At 71.5% G+C, this 16,519-nt stretch carries 15 protein-coding genes and 1 tRNA gene; 6 read left to right on the top strand and 10 right to left on the bottom strand.

Going from position 1 to position 16,519, the window contains the following annotated elements:
* Positions 1–45: 45 nt before the first annotated feature.
* From ABD346_RS02445 to ABD346_RS02420, 6 genes are all read right to left on the bottom strand, one after another.
* Positions 46–1,212, bottom strand: coding sequence for a lipid-transfer protein (locus tag ABD346_RS02445; RefSeq protein ID WP_344371096.1), 1,167 nt, complete (start codon positions 1,210–1,212; stop codon positions 46–48).
* Positions 1,209–1,610 carry a MaoC family dehydratase gene (locus tag ABD346_RS02440; RefSeq protein ID WP_344371094.1) on the bottom strand — a complete coding sequence of 134 codons (402 nt, stop codon included), beginning with the start codon at positions 1,608–1,610 and terminating at the stop codon, positions 1,209–1,211. Before ABD346_RS02440 ends, ABD346_RS02445 begins: the two co-directional genes overlap by 4 nt.
* Positions 1,607–2,698, bottom strand: coding sequence for an acyl-CoA dehydrogenase family protein (locus tag ABD346_RS02435; RefSeq protein WP_344371093.1), 1,092 nt, complete (start codon positions 2,696–2,698; stop codon positions 1,607–1,609). The genes ABD346_RS02440 and ABD346_RS02435 overlap by 4 nt, the downstream gene beginning before the upstream one ends.
* On the bottom strand, positions 2,698–3,663 hold the full coding sequence (locus ABD346_RS02430; protein WP_381225093.1) for a bifunctional MaoC family dehydratase N-terminal/OB-fold nucleic acid binding domain-containing protein: 966 nt from the start codon (positions 3,661–3,663) through the stop codon (positions 2,698–2,700). Before ABD346_RS02430 ends, ABD346_RS02435 begins: the two co-directional genes overlap by 1 nt.
* Complete coding sequence (locus ABD346_RS02425; protein WP_344371090.1) at positions 3,660–4,823, bottom strand: acyl-CoA dehydrogenase family protein; 1,164 nt, start codon at positions 4,821–4,823, stop codon at positions 3,660–3,662. The genes ABD346_RS02430 and ABD346_RS02425 overlap by 4 nt, the downstream gene beginning before the upstream one ends.
* A 234-nt stretch (positions 4,824–5,057) precedes the next feature.
* Positions 5,058–5,369 (bottom strand): hypothetical protein, encoded by a 312-nt coding sequence (locus ABD346_RS02420; protein ID WP_344371087.1) that lies wholly within the window; start codon positions 5,367–5,369, stop codon positions 5,058–5,060.
* 448 nt (positions 5,370–5,817) lie between these two features.
* On the opposite strand from ABD346_RS02420, the gene ABD346_RS02415 reads away from it, so the two are divergent.
* The gene (locus ABD346_RS02415) at positions 5,818–6,681 is read left to right on the top strand and encodes a bifunctional DNA primase/polymerase (protein WP_344371085.1); all 864 of its coding nucleotides are present in this window, start codon (positions 5,818–5,820) and stop codon (positions 6,679–6,681) included.
* Positions 6,682–6,777: 96 nt separating this feature from the next.
* Here ABD346_RS02415 and ABD346_RS02410 read toward each other — a convergent pair.
* Together ABD346_RS02410 and ABD346_RS02405 are read right to left on the bottom strand one after the other, a co-directional pair.
* Positions 6,778–6,864, bottom strand: a tRNA-Ser gene (locus ABD346_RS02410).
* A 50-nt stretch (positions 6,865–6,914) separates the two neighbouring features.
* Complete coding sequence (locus ABD346_RS02405; protein ID WP_344371084.1) at positions 6,915–8,429, bottom strand: S1C family serine protease; 1,515 nt, start codon at positions 8,427–8,429, stop codon at positions 6,915–6,917.
* Positions 8,430–8,711: 282 nt separating this feature from the next.
* Here ABD346_RS02405 and ABD346_RS02400 point away from each other — a divergent pair, with 282 nt between their 5' ends.
* The 3 genes from ABD346_RS02400 (at position 8,712) to ABD346_RS02390 (ending at position 11,363) form a co-directional block, all read left to right on the top strand.
* Positions 8,712–9,539 (top strand): glycerophosphodiester phosphodiesterase, encoded by an 828-nt coding sequence (locus ABD346_RS02400; protein ID WP_344371083.1) that lies wholly within the window; start codon positions 8,712–8,714, stop codon positions 9,537–9,539.
* A 53-nt stretch (positions 9,540–9,592) separates the two neighbouring features.
* A complete protein-coding gene (locus ABD346_RS02395) occupies positions 9,593–10,207 on the top strand; it encodes an ATP-binding protein (RefSeq protein WP_344371080.1) in 615 nt (204 codons plus the stop codon).
* 190 nt (positions 10,208–10,397) lie between these two features.
* Positions 10,398–11,363, top strand: a complete 966-nt coding sequence (locus ABD346_RS02390) for a DUF5926 family protein (RefSeq protein WP_344371079.1) — start codon at positions 10,398–10,400, stop codon at positions 11,361–11,363.
* Between the two features lie 194 nt (positions 11,364–11,557).
* On the opposite strand, the gene ABD346_RS02385 is transcribed toward ABD346_RS02390, so the two are convergent.
* Both ABD346_RS02385 and ABD346_RS02380 read right to left on the bottom strand, forming a co-directional pair.
* On the bottom strand, positions 11,558–12,100 hold the full coding sequence (locus ABD346_RS02385; RefSeq protein ID WP_344371078.1) for a hypothetical protein: 543 nt from the start codon (positions 12,098–12,100) through the stop codon (positions 11,558–11,560).
* 202 nt (positions 12,101–12,302) lie between these two features.
* Positions 12,303–12,965 (bottom strand): bifunctional DNA primase/polymerase, encoded by a 663-nt coding sequence (locus tag ABD346_RS02380; protein WP_344371077.1) that lies wholly within the window; start codon positions 12,963–12,965, stop codon positions 12,303–12,305.
* Between the two features lie 447 nt (positions 12,966–13,412).
* On the opposite strand from ABD346_RS02380, the gene ABD346_RS02375 reads away from it, so the two are divergent.
* Positions 13,413–14,900, top strand: coding sequence for a PP2C family protein-serine/threonine phosphatase (locus tag ABD346_RS02375; protein ID WP_344371211.1), 1,488 nt, complete (start codon positions 13,413–13,415; stop codon positions 14,898–14,900).
* Positions 14,901–15,018: 118 nt separating this feature from the next.
* On the top strand, positions 15,019–16,485 hold the full coding sequence (locus ABD346_RS02370) for an aminopeptidase P family protein (protein ID WP_344371075.1): 1,467 nt from the start codon (positions 15,019–15,021) through the stop codon (positions 16,483–16,485).
* Positions 16,486–16,519: the final 34 nt, after the last annotated feature.

The following is a 16,519-nucleotide window of genomic DNA, read 5'->3' as shown; positions in this document are numbered from 1 at the left end:
CCTGATGCCCTCTCAGTCACTGCTGATCACCCACCTGACGGATCCTCAGTCACCTCTCCCCAGAATGAGCCCCGACGTCGGGACGCCCGTACCGGCCGTGACCAGAACGTGGGCCGCGTCGGATATCTGGTTCACGGATGTGCCCCGGAGCTGGCGGACCGCCTCCGCTATGCCGTTCATCCCGTGCAGGTACGCCTCCCCCAGCTGCCCCCCGTGCGTGTTGAGCGGGACCCCGTCCGCCGCCACGAAGTCGGCCGCCTCACCCGGTGTGCAGAAACCGAACTCCTCCAGCTGCATCAGCACGAATGGCGTGAAGTGGTCGTACAGGATCGCCACGTCCATCTCGGCGGGGGTGAGCCCGGACGTCCGCCACAACTGGCGCGCGACCACCCCCATCTCCGGCAGCCCGGCCAGCTCGTCCCGGTAGAAGGTGGTCATCGCCTCCTGCCGGCGGCCGGCTCCCTGCGCGGCCGCGGTGATCACGGCGGGCCGCTGCCGCAGGTCCCTGGCCCGCTCCGCGGTGGTGACGACGAGCGCCTGGCCGCCGTCGGTCTCCTGACAGCAGTCCAGGAGCCGCAGCGGCTCGACGATCCAGCGCGATGCCGCATGGTCGGCCAGGGTGATCGGCTTGCCGTGGAAGTAGGCCGCCGGGTTGTTCGCGGCATGGCGGCGGTCGGTGACCGCGACGTGGCCGAACGCCTCGGGCGTCAGGTTGTAGGTGTGCAGATAGCGCTGGGCGGCCATGGCCACCCAGGAAGCGGGTGTGAGCAGCCCGAACGGCAGCGACCAGCCGAGCGCCGCCCCCTCCGCCGACGGCTCACGCTGCTGCACCCCCGAACCGAAGCGCCGGCCCGAACGTTCGTTGAACGCCCGGTAGCAGACGACCACTTCGGCCACCCCGGCCGCGACCGCGAGGGCCGCCTGCTGCACGGTCGCGCAGGCCGCGCCGCCCCCGTAGTGGATCCGCGAGAAGAACGACAGCTCGCCCATGCCCGCCGCCTGCGCGACAGTGATCTCCGGGCTGGTGTCCATGGTGAACGTGACCAGGCCGTCCACGTCCGAGGGCGCAAGCCCCGCGTCGTCGAGGGCCGCGTGCACCGCCTCGACCGCCAGCTTCAGCTCACTGCGCCCCGAGTCCTTGGAGAACTCGGTCGCCCCGATCCCGGCGATCGCCGCCCGCCCGCCGAGCGAGTCGGCCCTGCGCACGCTCATGACTCACCCCCGGCGCGCCCGGGGACAGCCACCCGCACCGTGCCCGTGACGTGATGGCCCAGCCCGTTCGCCCCCGTCACCCGCACCTCCGCGACCTCCCCCTCCACGGCCGTCACCGTGCCGGTCAACGTCATCGTGTCCCCCGGGTAGTTGGGCGCGCCGAGCCGTATCCGCACGGACCGCAGCCGGGCCGTCGGACCGAAGTGGTCCGTGATGTACCGGCCGACCAGACCGTTGGTGGTCAGGATGTTCATGAAGATGTCCGGAGACCCCTTCTCGCGCGCGATCTCCGCGTCGTGGTGCACGTCCTGGTAGTCGCGGGAGGCCACCGCCCCGGCCACGATCAGCGTCCGGGTGATCGGGATCTCCAGCGGCGCCAGCTCGTCTCCGGCCTTCACGCCCCCACCCCCTCTCCCCTGTCGGCCCTCTCTGCCGGAGGCCGCCCCTCGGCCTTCTCCGCAAGCTTCTCCGCCGCTATCAACTCCCCCAATTCCGCGAGGAGTTCGCCCCCGCATCCCAGATGTGCGTCGAGCTGCCGCCCCCACAGGAAGTGCCGGTGGACGGGGTGTTCCAGGTCCGCGCCGAGGCCGCCGTGCAGATGCTGGCCCGCGTGCACGACGCGGGTGCCCGCCTCGGACGCCCACCACGCCGCCGTCAGCGCGTGCGTCCCGTACGGCAGCCCCTCGTCCCGCCGCCAGGCCGCCTCGTAGGAGGTGACCCGTATCGCCTCGGTGTCCATGTACGCGTCGGCCGCGCGCAGCAGCACGCCCTGATTGGTGGAGAGCGGCCGGCCGAACTGCTCCCGGGTCGTGGTGTGCTGGACCGCCCTGGCCAGCGAGCCCGCACACACCCCGGCCTGGAGCCCCGCGAACGCCGTCCGGGCGGTCGCCAGCACGTCCTCGTACGCCTCCGCCCCGCCCACCCGCTCGGCCCGGGTGCCGTCGAGCGTGAGCCGCCCGGCCGACCAGGGCGCGGTCGTCTCCACCGCCTCGGCCTCCGCATCGGCGACCCGCACCAGCCACAGGCGGCGCTCCTCGTCCGGGACCAGCACATGCGTGGCGTCCCGCAGCCACGGCACGAGCGGCACGACCCCGGTCACCTCGCCCTCCGCCGTCGCCCGTACGCGCCCTCCGGACGCGGGGAAGGCCCCGGTCGCCACGGCGCCGCCCTCGCGCAGGGCGGGCAGCAGCCGTTCGCGCTGTTCGGCCGTGCCGTGTGCCGTGAGCGCGAGCACCCCGTAGACGCAGCTCGCCGCGAACGGGACCTGGGCCGTGGTCCTGCCCTGCTCCTCCAGGGCGAGGACCAGTCCGAGCAGGCCGACCTCCTCGACGGCCGCCACGAGGCCGGCCCCGCACAGCGCCTTCCACAGCTCGGCGTCGGTCCCCGTACCGGCCGCGGCCAGCCGCTCGTGCGTCGAGAGGTCGCCGAAGATCTGCCCGGCGAGCTCGCGGACGGCCGACTGCTCCTCGGTGGGTGTGAAGTCCATCAGGCCACCTCCGCCCGGAACACGGGAAGCTCCAACTCGTCGTCCACCCGCTGGAATTCGAGCCGTACCGGCATCCCGATCCGTACCTCGTCCGCTGCCACCCCGACCACATTGCTGATGATCCGCGCACCCTCCGCGAGCTCGATCAGGCCCACCGCATAGGGCGGGTCGAAGGCGGGGAACGGGGGGTGGTGCATCACGACGTACGAGAAGACCGTGCCGTTGCCGCTTGCCTCGACCGTGTCCCACCGCCCCGAACCGCAGGCATTGCACCCCGGCAGCCAGGGGAAACGCAGCTCGGCGCACTCCTCGCAGCGCTGGATCAGCAGCCGGTGCTCGGCGACGCCCGCCCAGAACCCCGCGTTGTCCCGGTTGATGACGGGCCTCGGCCGCACAGCTCGCGGAGGCGCCTGTTCCGCCTCCCTCCCTCCGGTCCGGGTGAGTCCCTTCCCCGGCGAACTGCGTTGCGCTGGCGCGTACTTGAGGATGCGGAAGCGGTGCGTGCCCGCGAGCTCGCCGTCCGCCGAGACATCCATCCGTGTGGTGACGAAGTGCCCGGTCCCCAGCTTGGTGGTCTTGCGCTCCGACACCGTCTCGATCACCGCGTCGTACGTGACGCGGTCGCCCGGCCGCAGGTCACGGACGTACTCCTGCTCGCAGTCCGTCGCCACCACCGAGGTGAACCCGGCGCCGTCGAGCAGCTCGAACAACTCGTCGTAGCCGGAGGTGCGGCCCGTGCCGTCGCCGTGTCTGGAGAGGCCGCCCATCGTCCACGCCTGGAGCATCGTCGGCGGCGCTATGGCGTGCGGCCCCGTATACGCGGGATGCGTGTCGCCCATCGCCTCGCACCAGTGCCTGATCATCGGCTCGTTGACGAGGTCCTTGCCGACCCCCGCGGTCGCCGCCTGCTGCCCCTCGAACTTCTTCAGCCGGCCCAGGAATTCCGCCTCGTTCACCCCGCTCACCTCTTCCCCCGTTTCATCCCGAGCCGCATCGTCGCGACGATCTCCCGCTGCACCTCGCTCACCCCGCCCCCGAACGTGTTGATCTGTGCCGCCCTGTTCATCCGCTCCAGCTCCCCGTCCCCGAAGGCGCCGGGCGAACCGCCCCTGATCAGGCCCGCGTCCCCCACGATTTCCCGACACATTCGATACGTTTCGACCGCGGACTCCGTTCCCGAGAACTTCACGCCGCTGGCGTCTCCGGGCGCGAGACTCCCGGCCCCCACATCGCCCACCAAACGCCAGCTGAGCAGGCGATTCACCGCCAGCCGGGCATGCGTGGCGGCTACCTTCGCCCTCACCCATTCGTGGTCAATCGGGCGCCTCGAAGTCACCGGATCGGGCGTACACGCATACGCGAGAGCCGCCTCGTAGAAATCCTCGGCCTGCATGCCGATCGCGGCGAGCGCGACCCTCTCGTGGTTGAGCTGGTTGGTGATGAGCCCCCAGCCCGCGTTCTCCTCGCCGACCAGGTTTCCCAGCGGCACCCGGATGCCGTCGTAATACGTCGCCGTGGTGGTCAGGCCACCGACCGTCTCGATCGGGGTCCAGGAGAACCCGGGCGCGCCCGTCGGCACCAGGATGATCGAAATCCCCTTGTGCTTGGGCGCGTCGGGGTCGGTGCGGCAGGCGAGCCAGATCCAGTCGGCGTTCTGGGCGTTGGAGGTGAAGATCTTCTGGCCGTCCACCACCCAGGACTCCTCGTCCCGTACCGCCTTGGTACGCAGCGAGGCGAGGTCGGTGCCGGCCTCCGGTTCGCTGTAGCCGATGGCGAACACGAGGTCGCCGCTCAGGATCCTGGGCAGGAAGTACGCCTTCTGCTCGGCGGTCCCGTACTTCATCAGGGTCGGGCCGACCGTGTTCAGGGTGACCATCGAGACGGGTGCGCCCGCCCGGTAGGCCTCGTCGAAGAAGACGAACTGCTCGTCGGGGCCGCGCCCCTGGCCGCCGTACTCGACGGGCCAGCCGAGCCCGAGCAGCCCGTCGGCGCCGATCCGGCGCAGCAGCGCCCGCTGCTCGTCCGGGCCCGCCCCGAGCGGGGGCCCGTCGGGCAGCAGGCGTGCGAAGTACGTGCGGAGTTCGGCGCGCAGCCGCTCCTGTCGCTCGGTCGGGGCGAGATGCACGACGGCGGCCTTTCCGTGCGTACGGCAACTCCACAGGTCCGTCCGTGCACGGCATCGGGCAGATCTATGGATCAGGGTTTCTGACTGTCCGTCAGATCCGGCCCCACTGTCAATGCCCGGGGCAGCGGACGACATCGCCGCCCCCATGCGAGCGGCCCGGGTGACGGTGCCGAAGCACTGTCACCCGGGCCGCCGATCACCCCATGGACCGGACCCCGCGACGGGGGAGGAGGCTCACCACAGGCGGGAGAAGTTCACGGCGACGTTCCCGTTGCCCTGGTTGATCGACGTGAAGGCCGAGCCGTTCACCTGGGCCGTGTTGCTCTGGTTGGTGGCACCGGCTCCGACGGCCTGCTGCTGCGTGGTGGACGAGTTGCCACGGTTGTTGTGGCCGACCCCGCTGCCGCTGACGGTGGCTACCGCAGCGTTCGATCCGTGGCCCGCGATGGCCCCGTTGTCGGCGGTGGCCACACCCGAGAAGAGGGCAGCGGCGAGAGGCAGCGCGGCAACGGCGGCGAGGACGCGGGCGGTACGGATGCTTGCCATGTCAATTCCTCCAGGAACCAGAAGTACGGGTGGTTCAGCTCGTTCCAGGTCGCACCTACTGGCTGTAAGTAAGGCCTGCTCCAAGGCAGTTGGCCGACCGCCCCGGACGCTGTGACGACGTCGCGAGATCAGAGTTGCCCACCGAATCCCCGGCGAACCAGTCATCGCGGCATCTTTCGCCCGCAAGCGTGAGGACATGTCGATAAACCCTCAATGCGCTCCCAAAGCTCTGGCCACGACTCGATCGCGGGCGCCGGAGCCGCCCCCGCGCAAGCGAAGAACCGTTTCAGCTCGGATTCGGCCAATCTTCGATCGCCATCGAAAACCCGCCCGGAGGACACCGATACGGCACCCGATCGTCGCGCAGGCCCCCAGACACCCCCCGGAATCAGGTCGGTCACCCCTGAAGGGGATTCCCTTTCTCGAACATTCGTACGAACATGGAGCCATGGCCACCATCGACCGGCAGGCCGCCACCCTGGCCCTCGCCCACGCCCTGTCCGCCGCCGAGCGCGGCCTGCCCGTCATCCCGCTCTCCCGCACCAAGCTGCCCGCACTGCCCTCGCCGCACCGGGAGGAGCCCCGGCCGGTGCTCTGCCGGGGCGAGTGCGGGCTCACGGGGCACGGGGTGCACGACGCCACCACCGACCCGGCCGCGGTGCGCGCGCTGTTCGCGGCCGCCCCCTGGGCCACCGGCTACGGCATCGCCTGCGGGCGGCCGCCGCACCACCTCATAGGCATCGATCTCGACACCAAACCCCCGGCGGCCGATGCGACGGCCGCGCTCCAACACCTGGCGCTGCGGCACCTGTTCACCATCCCCGAAACCGTGGTCGTGATCACTCCGAGCGGGGGCCGGCACATCTGGCTGACCGGCCCGTCCGGCGCGGTCGTGCCGAACTCCGCGAGCCGCCTCGCACCCGGCATCGACATCCGGGGCGCCGGCGGCTATCTGGTCGGCCCCGGCTCGCTGAGCACCCGGGGCGTCTACCGCCTCGCACCCGGCACCGCCCACCTCGGCCCGGCCCCCTGCCCCGGCGCGCTCCTGGACCTGCTCACGCCCGCCGCGCGCCCTCACCATCCGCAGCAGCATGGTGATCACCAGGGCCAGGGCCTGGTCCAGTTCGTGCTGGCCGCCCACGAGGGCCAGCGCAACACCCGGCTGTTCTGGGCGGCCTGCCGCGCGTACGAGAACGGCATCGGCGAGGAGCTGACCGGTGCGCTGGTATCGGCCGCGACACGTACGGGCCTCACCGAACGCGAGGCCCTCGCCACGATCGCGTCGGCGGCCCGGATGACCACGGCCCGGTGACGGGCCGGCCCCGGCGCGGGGAGGGCCGGGCATGCGAAAGGGGCGCCCCGGACATCCGGAACGCCCCTTCTCCGCAGGCCCTCGGGCCTGCACACGCGGTGGGTGTGGGATTTGAACCCACGGTGACATCGCTGCCACGACGGTTTTCAAGACCGTTCCCTTAGGCCGCTCGGGCAACCCACCCACGCCCCGCCGACCAGCGGCGGAAGCGGCTACAGCCTACCGGCAACGGGTCAGTTGCTGTCGCCCTTGCGTTCGCCGAGGGTGATCGTGACCGTGGTCTCCTTGCCGTTCCGCTTGTACGTGAGGGGGACCTGGTCGCCCGGCTTGTGCGTCCAGATCTCGCTGATCAGCGTCGGACCGCTGTCGATGGGCATGTCGCCGAACTTGGTGATGACGTCGCCGGGCTTCAGACCCGCCTTGTCCGCCGGGCCGCCCGGGGTGATCGGCTGCTGGCTCGCATTGCCCTGCGGGGAGATCTGGGCGCCGTCCGCCCCGCCGCCCGGGGCCGCGCCGTTGCCCTGCTGGATGCCGACCGAGGCGCCGATCACCGGGTAGACCGGCTGGCCGGTCTTGATGAGCTGCTCCGCGACGTTCTTCGCCTGGTTGATCGGGATGGCGAAGCCGAGACCGATCGAGCCCGCCTGGGACTGGCCCATGCCACCGGTGCCCGCCGACTGGATCGCCGAGTTGATGCCGATGACCGCGCCGGCCGAATTGATCAGCGGGCCGCCCGAGTTGCCCGGGTTGATGGAGGCATCGGTCTGCAGGGCGCTCATGTAAGAGGCCTTGGAGTTCTGGCCGTCGCTGGAGGCCACCGGGCGGTTCTTGGCGCTGATGATGCCGGTCGTGACGGTGTTGGAGAGACCGAAGGGGGCGCCGATCGCGATCGTCGAGTCGCCGACGGCCACCTTGTCGGAGTCGCCCAGGGCCAGCGGCTTCAGATCCCCCGGGGCGTTCTTCAGCTTCACCACGGCCACGTCGTAGCCCTGCGCGCGGCCCACCACTTCGGCGTCGTACTTCTTGCCGTTGGAGAAGGTCGCGGTCAGCTTGCCGCCGCCGCTCGCCGCGGAGGCCACCACGTGGTTGTTGGTGAGGATGTGGCCTTCCTTGTCGTAGATGAAGCCGGTGCCCGTGCCGCCCTCACCGTCGGTGCCCTGGGCGTCTATCGTCACCACGCTGGGCAGCGACCTGGCGGCCACGCCCGCGACCGTGCCCGGGTCGCGCTTGAAGTCCTTGGGGGTGTCCGAGGACGCGACCGTGGTGGAGCCCGAGCCGTTGCCGTCCCGGTCCGCGGCGAAGTAGCCGATGGCTCCGCCGATGCCGCCGGCCACCAGGGCGGCCGCGACCACCGCCGCGATCAGCCCGCCGCCGCGCCTGCGCGGGGCCGGGGGCTGCGGGGCGCCCCAGGGCTCGCCTCCCTGGCCCCCGCCGCCTCCGTAGGAGGGCAGCGTGGGCGGGGGCGGCGGCCAGCCCGCTCCACCGCTCTGCGGGGGCGCCGACTCGTGCGCCGCGTACGCCGGCTGGGCCGGAGCTCCCGGCGTCGCGGGCATCGGCTCGGTGACCGGGTCCGGACCCGGCCGCGGGGCCGGCGCGGACGCCTGCGGTACGGCCTCGTGGACCAGCGTGCTCTCCGCCTCGCCGACTACGGCATCCGAGGGAGCGGGGGCGGCGGGAGGTGCAGCAGGTGCAGACGACGGGGCAGGCGGGACGGCCGGGACCGCGGTGCCCTCGTTCTCGGTGCTCACAGCTTGCTCTCCTCGGTTTCCACTCGGCCCTGGGGACGGATCGGCGGGCTGGCTGATGTCGGTGGTGCGGGTCGTACTCGGTTGTGCGGGTGGTGCTCGGTGGTCGTGCCGGGCGCCGGCGTGGAGCCGCGGCGACAACCATGGTGCGCCAGGGGTCTGACATCGGATCCTGCATGGTGCAGATGACCGCGCTCAGCTTTTCCCACCGCACGTCAGGCCACTGTAAGCAGGAGCTGTGTATTCGTGCGCCAACCTGTGACCCGACGGTGGCACGATGACGCGGTGACCCATGCACGGCAGCACAGCCCGCACACCCCAGACCACGCCGGCGTCCAGGTGGTTGCCCATCGAGGAGCCTCCGAGGACGCCCCCGAGCACACTCTCGCCGCGTACATGAAGGCGATCGAGGACGGGGCCGACGCCCTGGAATGCGATGTCCGCCTCACGGCCGACGGGCATCTCGTCTGCGTCCACGACCGGCGGGTCAACCGCACCTCCAACGGCCGCGGCGCCGTGTCCGCCCTGGAGCTCTCCGAGCTCGCGGCGCTCGACTTCGGCTCCTGGAAGGACAGCGAGGAGAGCCCGGACTGGGGGGACCGCGAGTTCACCTCCGTACTGACCCTGGAGCGGCTGCTCGAACTCGTCGCGGACGCCGGGCGCCGGGTGGAGCTCGCCATCGAGACCAAGCACCCCACCCGCTGGGCCGGCCAGGTCGAGGAGCGTCTCCTCGACCTCCTCAAGAGGTTCGGCCTCACTGAGCCGCCGCCGGCCGGTGAAACCTCCCCGGTCCGCATCATGAGCTTCTCCGCGCGCTCCCTGCACCGGGTCGCGGCCGCGGCCCCCGACATCCCGACCGTCTACCTGATGCAGTTCCTCTCCCCCCGGCTGCGCGACGGGCGGCTCCCGGCCGGGGCGCGGATCGCGGGCCCCGGCATGCGGATCGTGCGCAACCACCCGGCGTACATCGAGCGGCTGCACCGCGCCGGGCACCGCGTGCACGTCTGGACGGTGAACGAGCCCGAGGACGTGGATCTGTGCGTAAGCCTCGGAGTGGAGGCAATCATTACCAACCGCCCGAAACAGGTCCTGTCCCAACTGGGCCGGATGTAACGCCCCTTACAGGGAGTGCACCGGCGCGTTCGCTCCGTATCCGATCGTGACGAATGCGTCGCCGGTCGTCGGTCGGCCGGTTTCCGGTCCAGTCCATTGGGGCATCCACACCGTGGCGTGGGGCGAAGGAGGTCTCGGGGGTGGCGTTGGTGGTGGCACAGGAGGTGCCCACGTCGTCGAGCATGGCCGTACCCCATGGCCCTGCGGGCGTGGGCAAGGCGAGACACCGGATGCGTGAGCAACTGCTCGGCAGCGGGGTGTCCGAGCCGGTCGTGGACGATGCCGTTCTGATCCTGTCCGAACTGCTCAGCAATGCCTGCCGGCACGGCAGGCCGCTGGGGCGGTCCGACATAGGCGACGGCGACATCGAGGCAGCTTGGCGAATCGACAAGACAGGGCGGCTGACGGTCGAGGTGACGGACGGGGGCGGCCCGACACGGCCCGTCCCGGCAACGCCGTCGGTGACCGCGCGCGGCGGCCGGGGGCTGAACATCATCAGCGCCCTCGCCCAGGACTGGGGCGTCCGGGACAGCGCGTCCGGCGAGGTCACCGTGTGGGTGATCCTCACCGCGGGGCACCGTCACGACGATTTCGCTACGCGCGTCGCAGGGCCGGGAGCGGCGGTGGCGGGCCTGGAGTTCGCGGACGCGTTCGACGACCTGGACTGAACGGACCCCGGGACAAGGGCCTGGCAGGCGCGCACGACCGGGGCGGCGCGCGTTACGACACCCGGAGGCACGCCGACCGCCTCCGGGCCAGGCCGGGCAACCGGCGCTGCCGCCCGTGGCCGTTCCCTACGGCTAGGCTCGCGCCCGACACAGCGACACCGCACCACCGCAGTCGGGAGAGAGCCACACCATGGCCAAGAAGCGCCCCCAGACGAAGGCCGTCAAGCCGCAGATCAGCGACGGGGAAATCCCGGTCGTCGGGGCTCGTGAGCCCTGCCCCTGCGGCTCCGGCCGCCGTTACAAGGCCTGTCACGGGCGGGCCGCCTCGCACGCCGTGACCGAGCTGGTCCAGCGCCCCTTCGAGGGCCTGGCCGGCGAGTGCGACTGGATCGCGCTGCGCGAACTGGTCCCGGCCGCGACCGTTCCGCTGACCCTCAAGGACGGGCTGCCCGAGGGCGTGCCGTCCGTGACGCTGGCGACCGTGCTGCCGATGGCGTGGCCCGCGCTGCGCCGCGAGGACGGGTCCGTGCTGATCGGCCTGCAGAACGAAACCCCCTCCGGCGACATCAGCCGCGACCTCGCCGACACGCTGGAGCGCGCGCTGGTCGCCGAGCCCGGCTCGCCGGTCGCCGCCCGGCGCGCCGAGTCCGACGGCGTACGCCTGCAGGACCTGCTCGACCCGGCCGCCGCGTTCGAGCCGGAGGTGCACACCGGCTTCGAGTTCTGGGTGCCGGACGCCGACAGCGCCGCGACCGAGGTGGCCGCCTCCCTGGAGCGCGCCAACGCCGCCGCGATCCCGACCGTACGGCTGAAGTCGGTCGACTCCTCGTACTGGTGCGAGACCCCCGAGAAGAACCACCTGCGGTGGGTCATGCCGTACCCCGAGGAGAAGCTCCTGGACGCGCTCGCGCGGCTGCACGCGGCGGGGACGTCCTCGCTCGGCGAGGGCACCCGGCTCGTCGGCTCCTTCCGGGCACACGGCCTGACCGTGCCGGTCTGGGACCTGCCGAGCGACATGGGCGCCGAGGAGTGCGAGAAGCCGGCCGCCGAGTTCGCCGAGCGGCTCGCCGGGGCGCTCGCCAACGAGGAGCCGCTCACCGCGGACGAGCGCCGGGCCCGGGGCGGGCTCACCAACCGCCAAGTGACCCTCAGCTGAGAGTGACGACGGGGACGGTTTCGGTCGACCGACAGGTGACTCCTGTCACAACTCACCGTACGCACAGGTAAATCGGTGTCCGAATTACCGAGATCGAATTTGCGAACGACAGATCTCTTGTTACCGTTCTAAGAGCCCGGTCGCTGGTGCATCCCCCGTCGCCAGCGATCGGGCCCTTCCATTTACCGGTTCGGTCAACGAGCCGTGGGTTCCGTGGAGTTGCTACCGGAACGCAGGAGCAGCGGTGAGTCCTCTCCCGCCCCGGAGAACTCCGACACCGCCGAATACGCCTCCGCTCCGGCGAACCGCCCGAGCTCGTTCTGGTGCGGGGTTTCACAGGAATCCGGCTGGTCGTCGGCCGCCACCTGGCAGTTCGTCTCGACGGTCCGGCCGCCCGGGCCCATCAGCGTGAGGACCGCGCGCAGCTCCTGGCCGGTGGCGTTGCGGTAGTAGGCGCGCGCCCAGATGTCGCGCCCCCGGTTCAGTACGCAGGTCTGCGCCTCGACCCCTTCGGGGGAGACCAGTTCGGGTCCGCAGTGCGCGGCCGCGTCCTCGGGGGCCGGCAGCAGTGGCTTGTTCACCCGCGCGAGGGCGTGGGTCAGGGGGCTTTTTGCGTCATCCGACGCGCCCCCGCTCTCGGGCCCTCCGGCGGGCCCGGCGGAGGCTGCCAGCGGGAGCAGCACGGTACCCACCACTACGGCCGTGAGCCCGGCCATGCGGAGGTGCTGGAGATTCATGGAGGGACCCACCTGCCCTGGAATTCCTGATGGTGGGCCGAAGGTATCCACGGAAACCGCGCGCCCCGTGGTGCGCTCCCCCAATTCCCGTACAACCAGGGCCTGCTCACACACGAAAGAGTGAAGGCGGCTCGGGAACCGAACCGCCTTCTCGCTCATTGGGCGTCCCGGCTCCCGCGTGCTTCCCGGGGCCGCCCGTTTCTCAGTACGCCAGCCGGCTCCCGCCGTCCGGTGCGCTGGTGCTCGCCTCGACCAGCGCGTCCACCACCGCCTCCACGTCCGGCAGCCAGGGCCCGGCCGCCCCCAGCGGGGGACGCTCCCAGCGGATCTGGCCCTTGCCGGTCTGCGACGGGGGCAGCACCAGATATCCGCCCTCGCTGTGGAAGCGGAGCGAACTGGGCACCGAGTCCTTGGAGTAGAGCAGCTCGCCCAGGCGCTCCATCGAGTACGGGGCGACCAGCAGCGACCACCGGGTGGGGGTCGCCACGACCGGCCCGAGCCGCACGCCCATGGAGTCGAGGGCGGCGAGCGCCCGGGCTCCGGCGACGGCGGGGAGGCTGATCGCGCAGGGCGCGCCGGCGCCGGTGGCGAGCAGGACCGGCGCGGCCGGCCGGTTCGTCCACCACCAGCGGATCATGCGCTCGTCGGTGGTCGCCGCGAGCAGTACGGGGTCGAAGGGGTGCGCCCCGGGCACCACACATTCGGCGTCGGGACAGGCACAGCCGCGCCCGCCCGCGGCCAGTCCCACACTGGGGAGCACGGGCCATTTCCATCGGGTCGCACAGGTCAGCGCGGCGCCGAGCTGAGCAGCCCTTTCACTGCGCCGGAACCGGAACCTGCGTCGCCTTCCGAGGATCTCGCGCATGGGCGCTCGTTCCTTTCCGTTGAACGCCGAGTCCACATCACACCATGTGTGCATCTCTTCACTGCGCGTGCTTGCTCTGTGAGCTTGAGCCTGCGGTACGGGGAACCCGCCAGGACCGATCATGGGCGGTCACCACTGGCTGCGACGGCCACTGCCCGTAACCATTTAAAGCATGGCGAAGGGTGGCGCGTACGTGGCGCTTGCCGTCCTGTGTGCAAAAACCCCGCCGCTCGGGGATGAGGCGTGGCCGGTCGGCTCTTAAGACGCTCAGGCCGGCCGCAAGGTTCCGAGGCATCCTCAACTGCCCCGGACCACACCGATTACGTACCCAACGCGGTTGAAACGACGCACAGTTGAACGGCTTCAGTCGACCCCAGGGCTGGGCCACCAGGGTCATTTTTTGGCCAAGTTCAACGCCCCACGGACACCAATAGTCCCGCTATGACAATGCTGGACATCCCCTCACTTGTGCGTGTACATGTGGATGCATTGATAGCGGCGCAGAATGACATGGGGGTTTGCGATGCTATTGAGCAGAATCAACCAGTCGGAAAGCCGGCTGCCATGAGCGCCCCTCACCTGCCGAAAGTGGCTGGAATCGATCCAGCCGTTCCGCCCCCCGCGCACACTCGTGCGCCTCTGCCCTCACCCGCCGCCCACACCCCGCCCGGTGCGGTACTCCAGGACCGCCTCGCCGGCTGGGTCTCCGACCTCACCACGCTGCACGAACTCACCGAGCGGCTCGCCCGCACCACCGCTCTCGACGACGCCCTCGACGAGCTCCTCAAGGCCGGTGCCGCGCTGGTCGGCGCCCGGCGCGGCCTGGTCGTCCTGGAGCCCTCCGACGGCCTGGGCCCGGCCGTCACCACCGGCCTCGGGCTCGCCCACGCCGACCTCGGCCACATCGAGACCGTGCCGCGCAGCGCCACCGCGTACGGCCGGATCCTGGACGGGCTGCCGGACGCCGACGGCGGCCCCGACCTCATGGCGGACCCGGACGGGATCGACCCGCGCCACCGCGAGGTGGCGGCCCGCCTCGGCTACGCCGCCAGCTACGCGCTCCCCCTCACCACCGATGCGGCCGGCCGGCTCGGCGCCGCCGTCTGGTTCTACGACGAGAGCGCGGAGCCCGTCGAGCGCCAGCAGCACCTGGTCGGGCTCTACATCCGGTACGCGGCCGAGCACCTGGCCCGGCTCGTCGAACTGGAGCGGGCCCGCGCCCATGTGGCGACCGTCGCCGAGGAACTGCTGCCCAGCCGACTGCCCCGGGTCGCCCACGTCCAGCTGGCCGCCCGCCACCGCACCGGGCCGCGCGGCGGCGGCGACTGGTACGACGCGCTGCCGCTGCCCGAGGGCGCGCTCGGGCTCGCGGTCGGCTCCGTGACCGGGTCCGGGCCGAGCGCGGTGGCCGCGATGGGGCGGCTGCGCGCGAGCCTGAGGGCGTACGCCGTCATGGAGGGCGAGGATCCCGTCGCCGTGCTCTCCGACCTCGAACTGCTGCTCCGGCTCACCGAACCCGCCCGCTCGGCGACCGCCCTTTTCGCCTACTGCGAGCCGGCCCGGCGCAAGATCGTGCTCGCCGGGGCCGGGCACGCCCCGCCGTTGCTCGTCGGGGACCGGCGCACCGAGTTCGTGGAGACCTCGCTCTCGGCGCCGCTCGGCATGCTGGCCTGCTGGGAGGCGCCCAGCATGGAGCTCTCGCCCGCCCCCGGCGAAACGGTGCTGCTGTACACGGACGGCCTGCTGCACCGCACCGGCGACCCCATGGACCGCGCCTTCGCCCGGCTGCACGCGGCCGCGGCCGGCGTCCCCAAGTCGGTGCGCGACGACCCGGACGCCGTGGTCGACCACGTCCTGCGCACCGTGCTGCCCGACGGTCTCGACGAGGCGGACAGCGCCGAGGACGTGGTGATTCTCGCGGCCCGCTTCGCCTAGCCGCGGTAAGAGGCACTTCGGCCCTGGACCCTTTTCCGCACGCCCGTACGATGGTGGGGGTCCCCTGTAGTCCCGCAGACCGGGGGAGTCGATGTCGTACTAAGTGTGGAGGCAGACCGTGGCTGACCAGCTCACTCCGGAGACCCCGGACGAAGCGGACGAGAAGCCGATCCAGCAGCGGAAGAACGGCCTGTACCCGGGCGTGTCCGACGAGCTGGCCGAGAACATGAAGTCCGGCTGGGCCGACACCGAGCTGCGTGGCCTGGAGCCGATCGCGCAGGCCGGCCACACCGCCGACCGCCGCGCCGCGCTCTCCAAGCGCTTCCCCGGCGAGCGTCTGGTGATCCCCGCGGGCAACCTGAAGACCCGCTCCAACGACACCGAGTACAGCTTCCGCGCGTCCACCGAGTACGCGTACCTGACCGGCGACCAGACCGAGGACGGCGTGCTCGTCCTGGAGCCCGAGGGCGACGGGCACGAGGCGACGCTCTACCTGCTTCCGCGGTCGAACCGGGAGAACGGGGAATTCTGGCTGTCCGGCACGGGCGAGCTGTGGGTCGGCCGCAGGCACTCCCTGGCCGAGGCCGAGCAGCTGCTCGGGCTGCCGGCCAAGGACGTCCGCGAGCTGGCCGCCGCCCTCGCCGAGGCGACCGGTCCAGTGCGGGCCGTGCGCGGCCACGACGCCGCCATCGAGGCCGCGCTGACCGACAAGGTCACCGCCGAGCGCGACGAAGAGCTGCGCGTGTACCTCTCCGAGGCGCGCCTGGTGAAGGACGCGTTTGAAATCGCGGAGCTGCAGAAGGCGTGCGACTCGACCGCCCGCGGCTTCGAGGACGTCGTCAAGGTGCTCGACAAGGCCGAGGCGACCAGCGAGCGCTACATCGAGGGCACGTTCTTCCTGCGCGCCCGCGTCGAGGGCAACGACATCGGCTACGGCTCGATCTGCGCCGCGGGGCCGCACGCGACCACCCTGCACTGGGTGCGCAACAACGGCGAGGTCCGCTCCGGCGACCTGCTGCTCCTGGACGCCGGCGTCGAGACCAACGAGCTCTACACCGCCGACATCACCCGCACCCTGCCGATCAACGGCACGTTCTCGCCGCTCCAGCGCAAGATCTACGACGCGGTGTACGAGGCCCAGGAGGCCGGCATCGCGGCGGTCAAGCCCGGTGCCCCCTACCGCGACTTCCACGACGCCGCCCAGCGCGTGCTCGCCGAGAAGCTCGTCGAGTGGGGCCTGCTCGGCGACCTGGACGTCGACAAGGTCCTGGAGCTCGGCCTGCAGCGCCGCTGGACCCTGCACGGCACCGGCCACATGCTCGGCATGGACGTCCACGACTGCGCCGCCGCGCGCACCGAGACGTACGTCGGCGGCGACCTGGAGCCGGGCATGTGCCTGACCGTCGAGCCCGGTCTGTACTTCCAGGCCGACGACCTGACGGTGCCCGAGGAGTACCGCGGCATCGGCGTCCGGATCGAGGACGACATCCTGGTCACCGAGGACGGCAACGAGAACCTGTCCGCCGCGCTGCCGCGCCGCGCGGACGAGGTCGAGGCGTGGATGGCCCAGGTCAAGCAGGCCTGATCCCGCACCGCTCACGCGCCCGGGGGCGCGCCGC

This window comes from Streptomyces mauvecolor (genome assembly GCF_039532965.1).
GTDB classification, from domain to species: domain Bacteria; phylum Actinomycetota; class Actinomycetes; order Streptomycetales; family Streptomycetaceae; genus Streptomyces; species Streptomyces violascens.
This window is presented reverse-complemented; position numbering and strand designations above follow the sequence as displayed.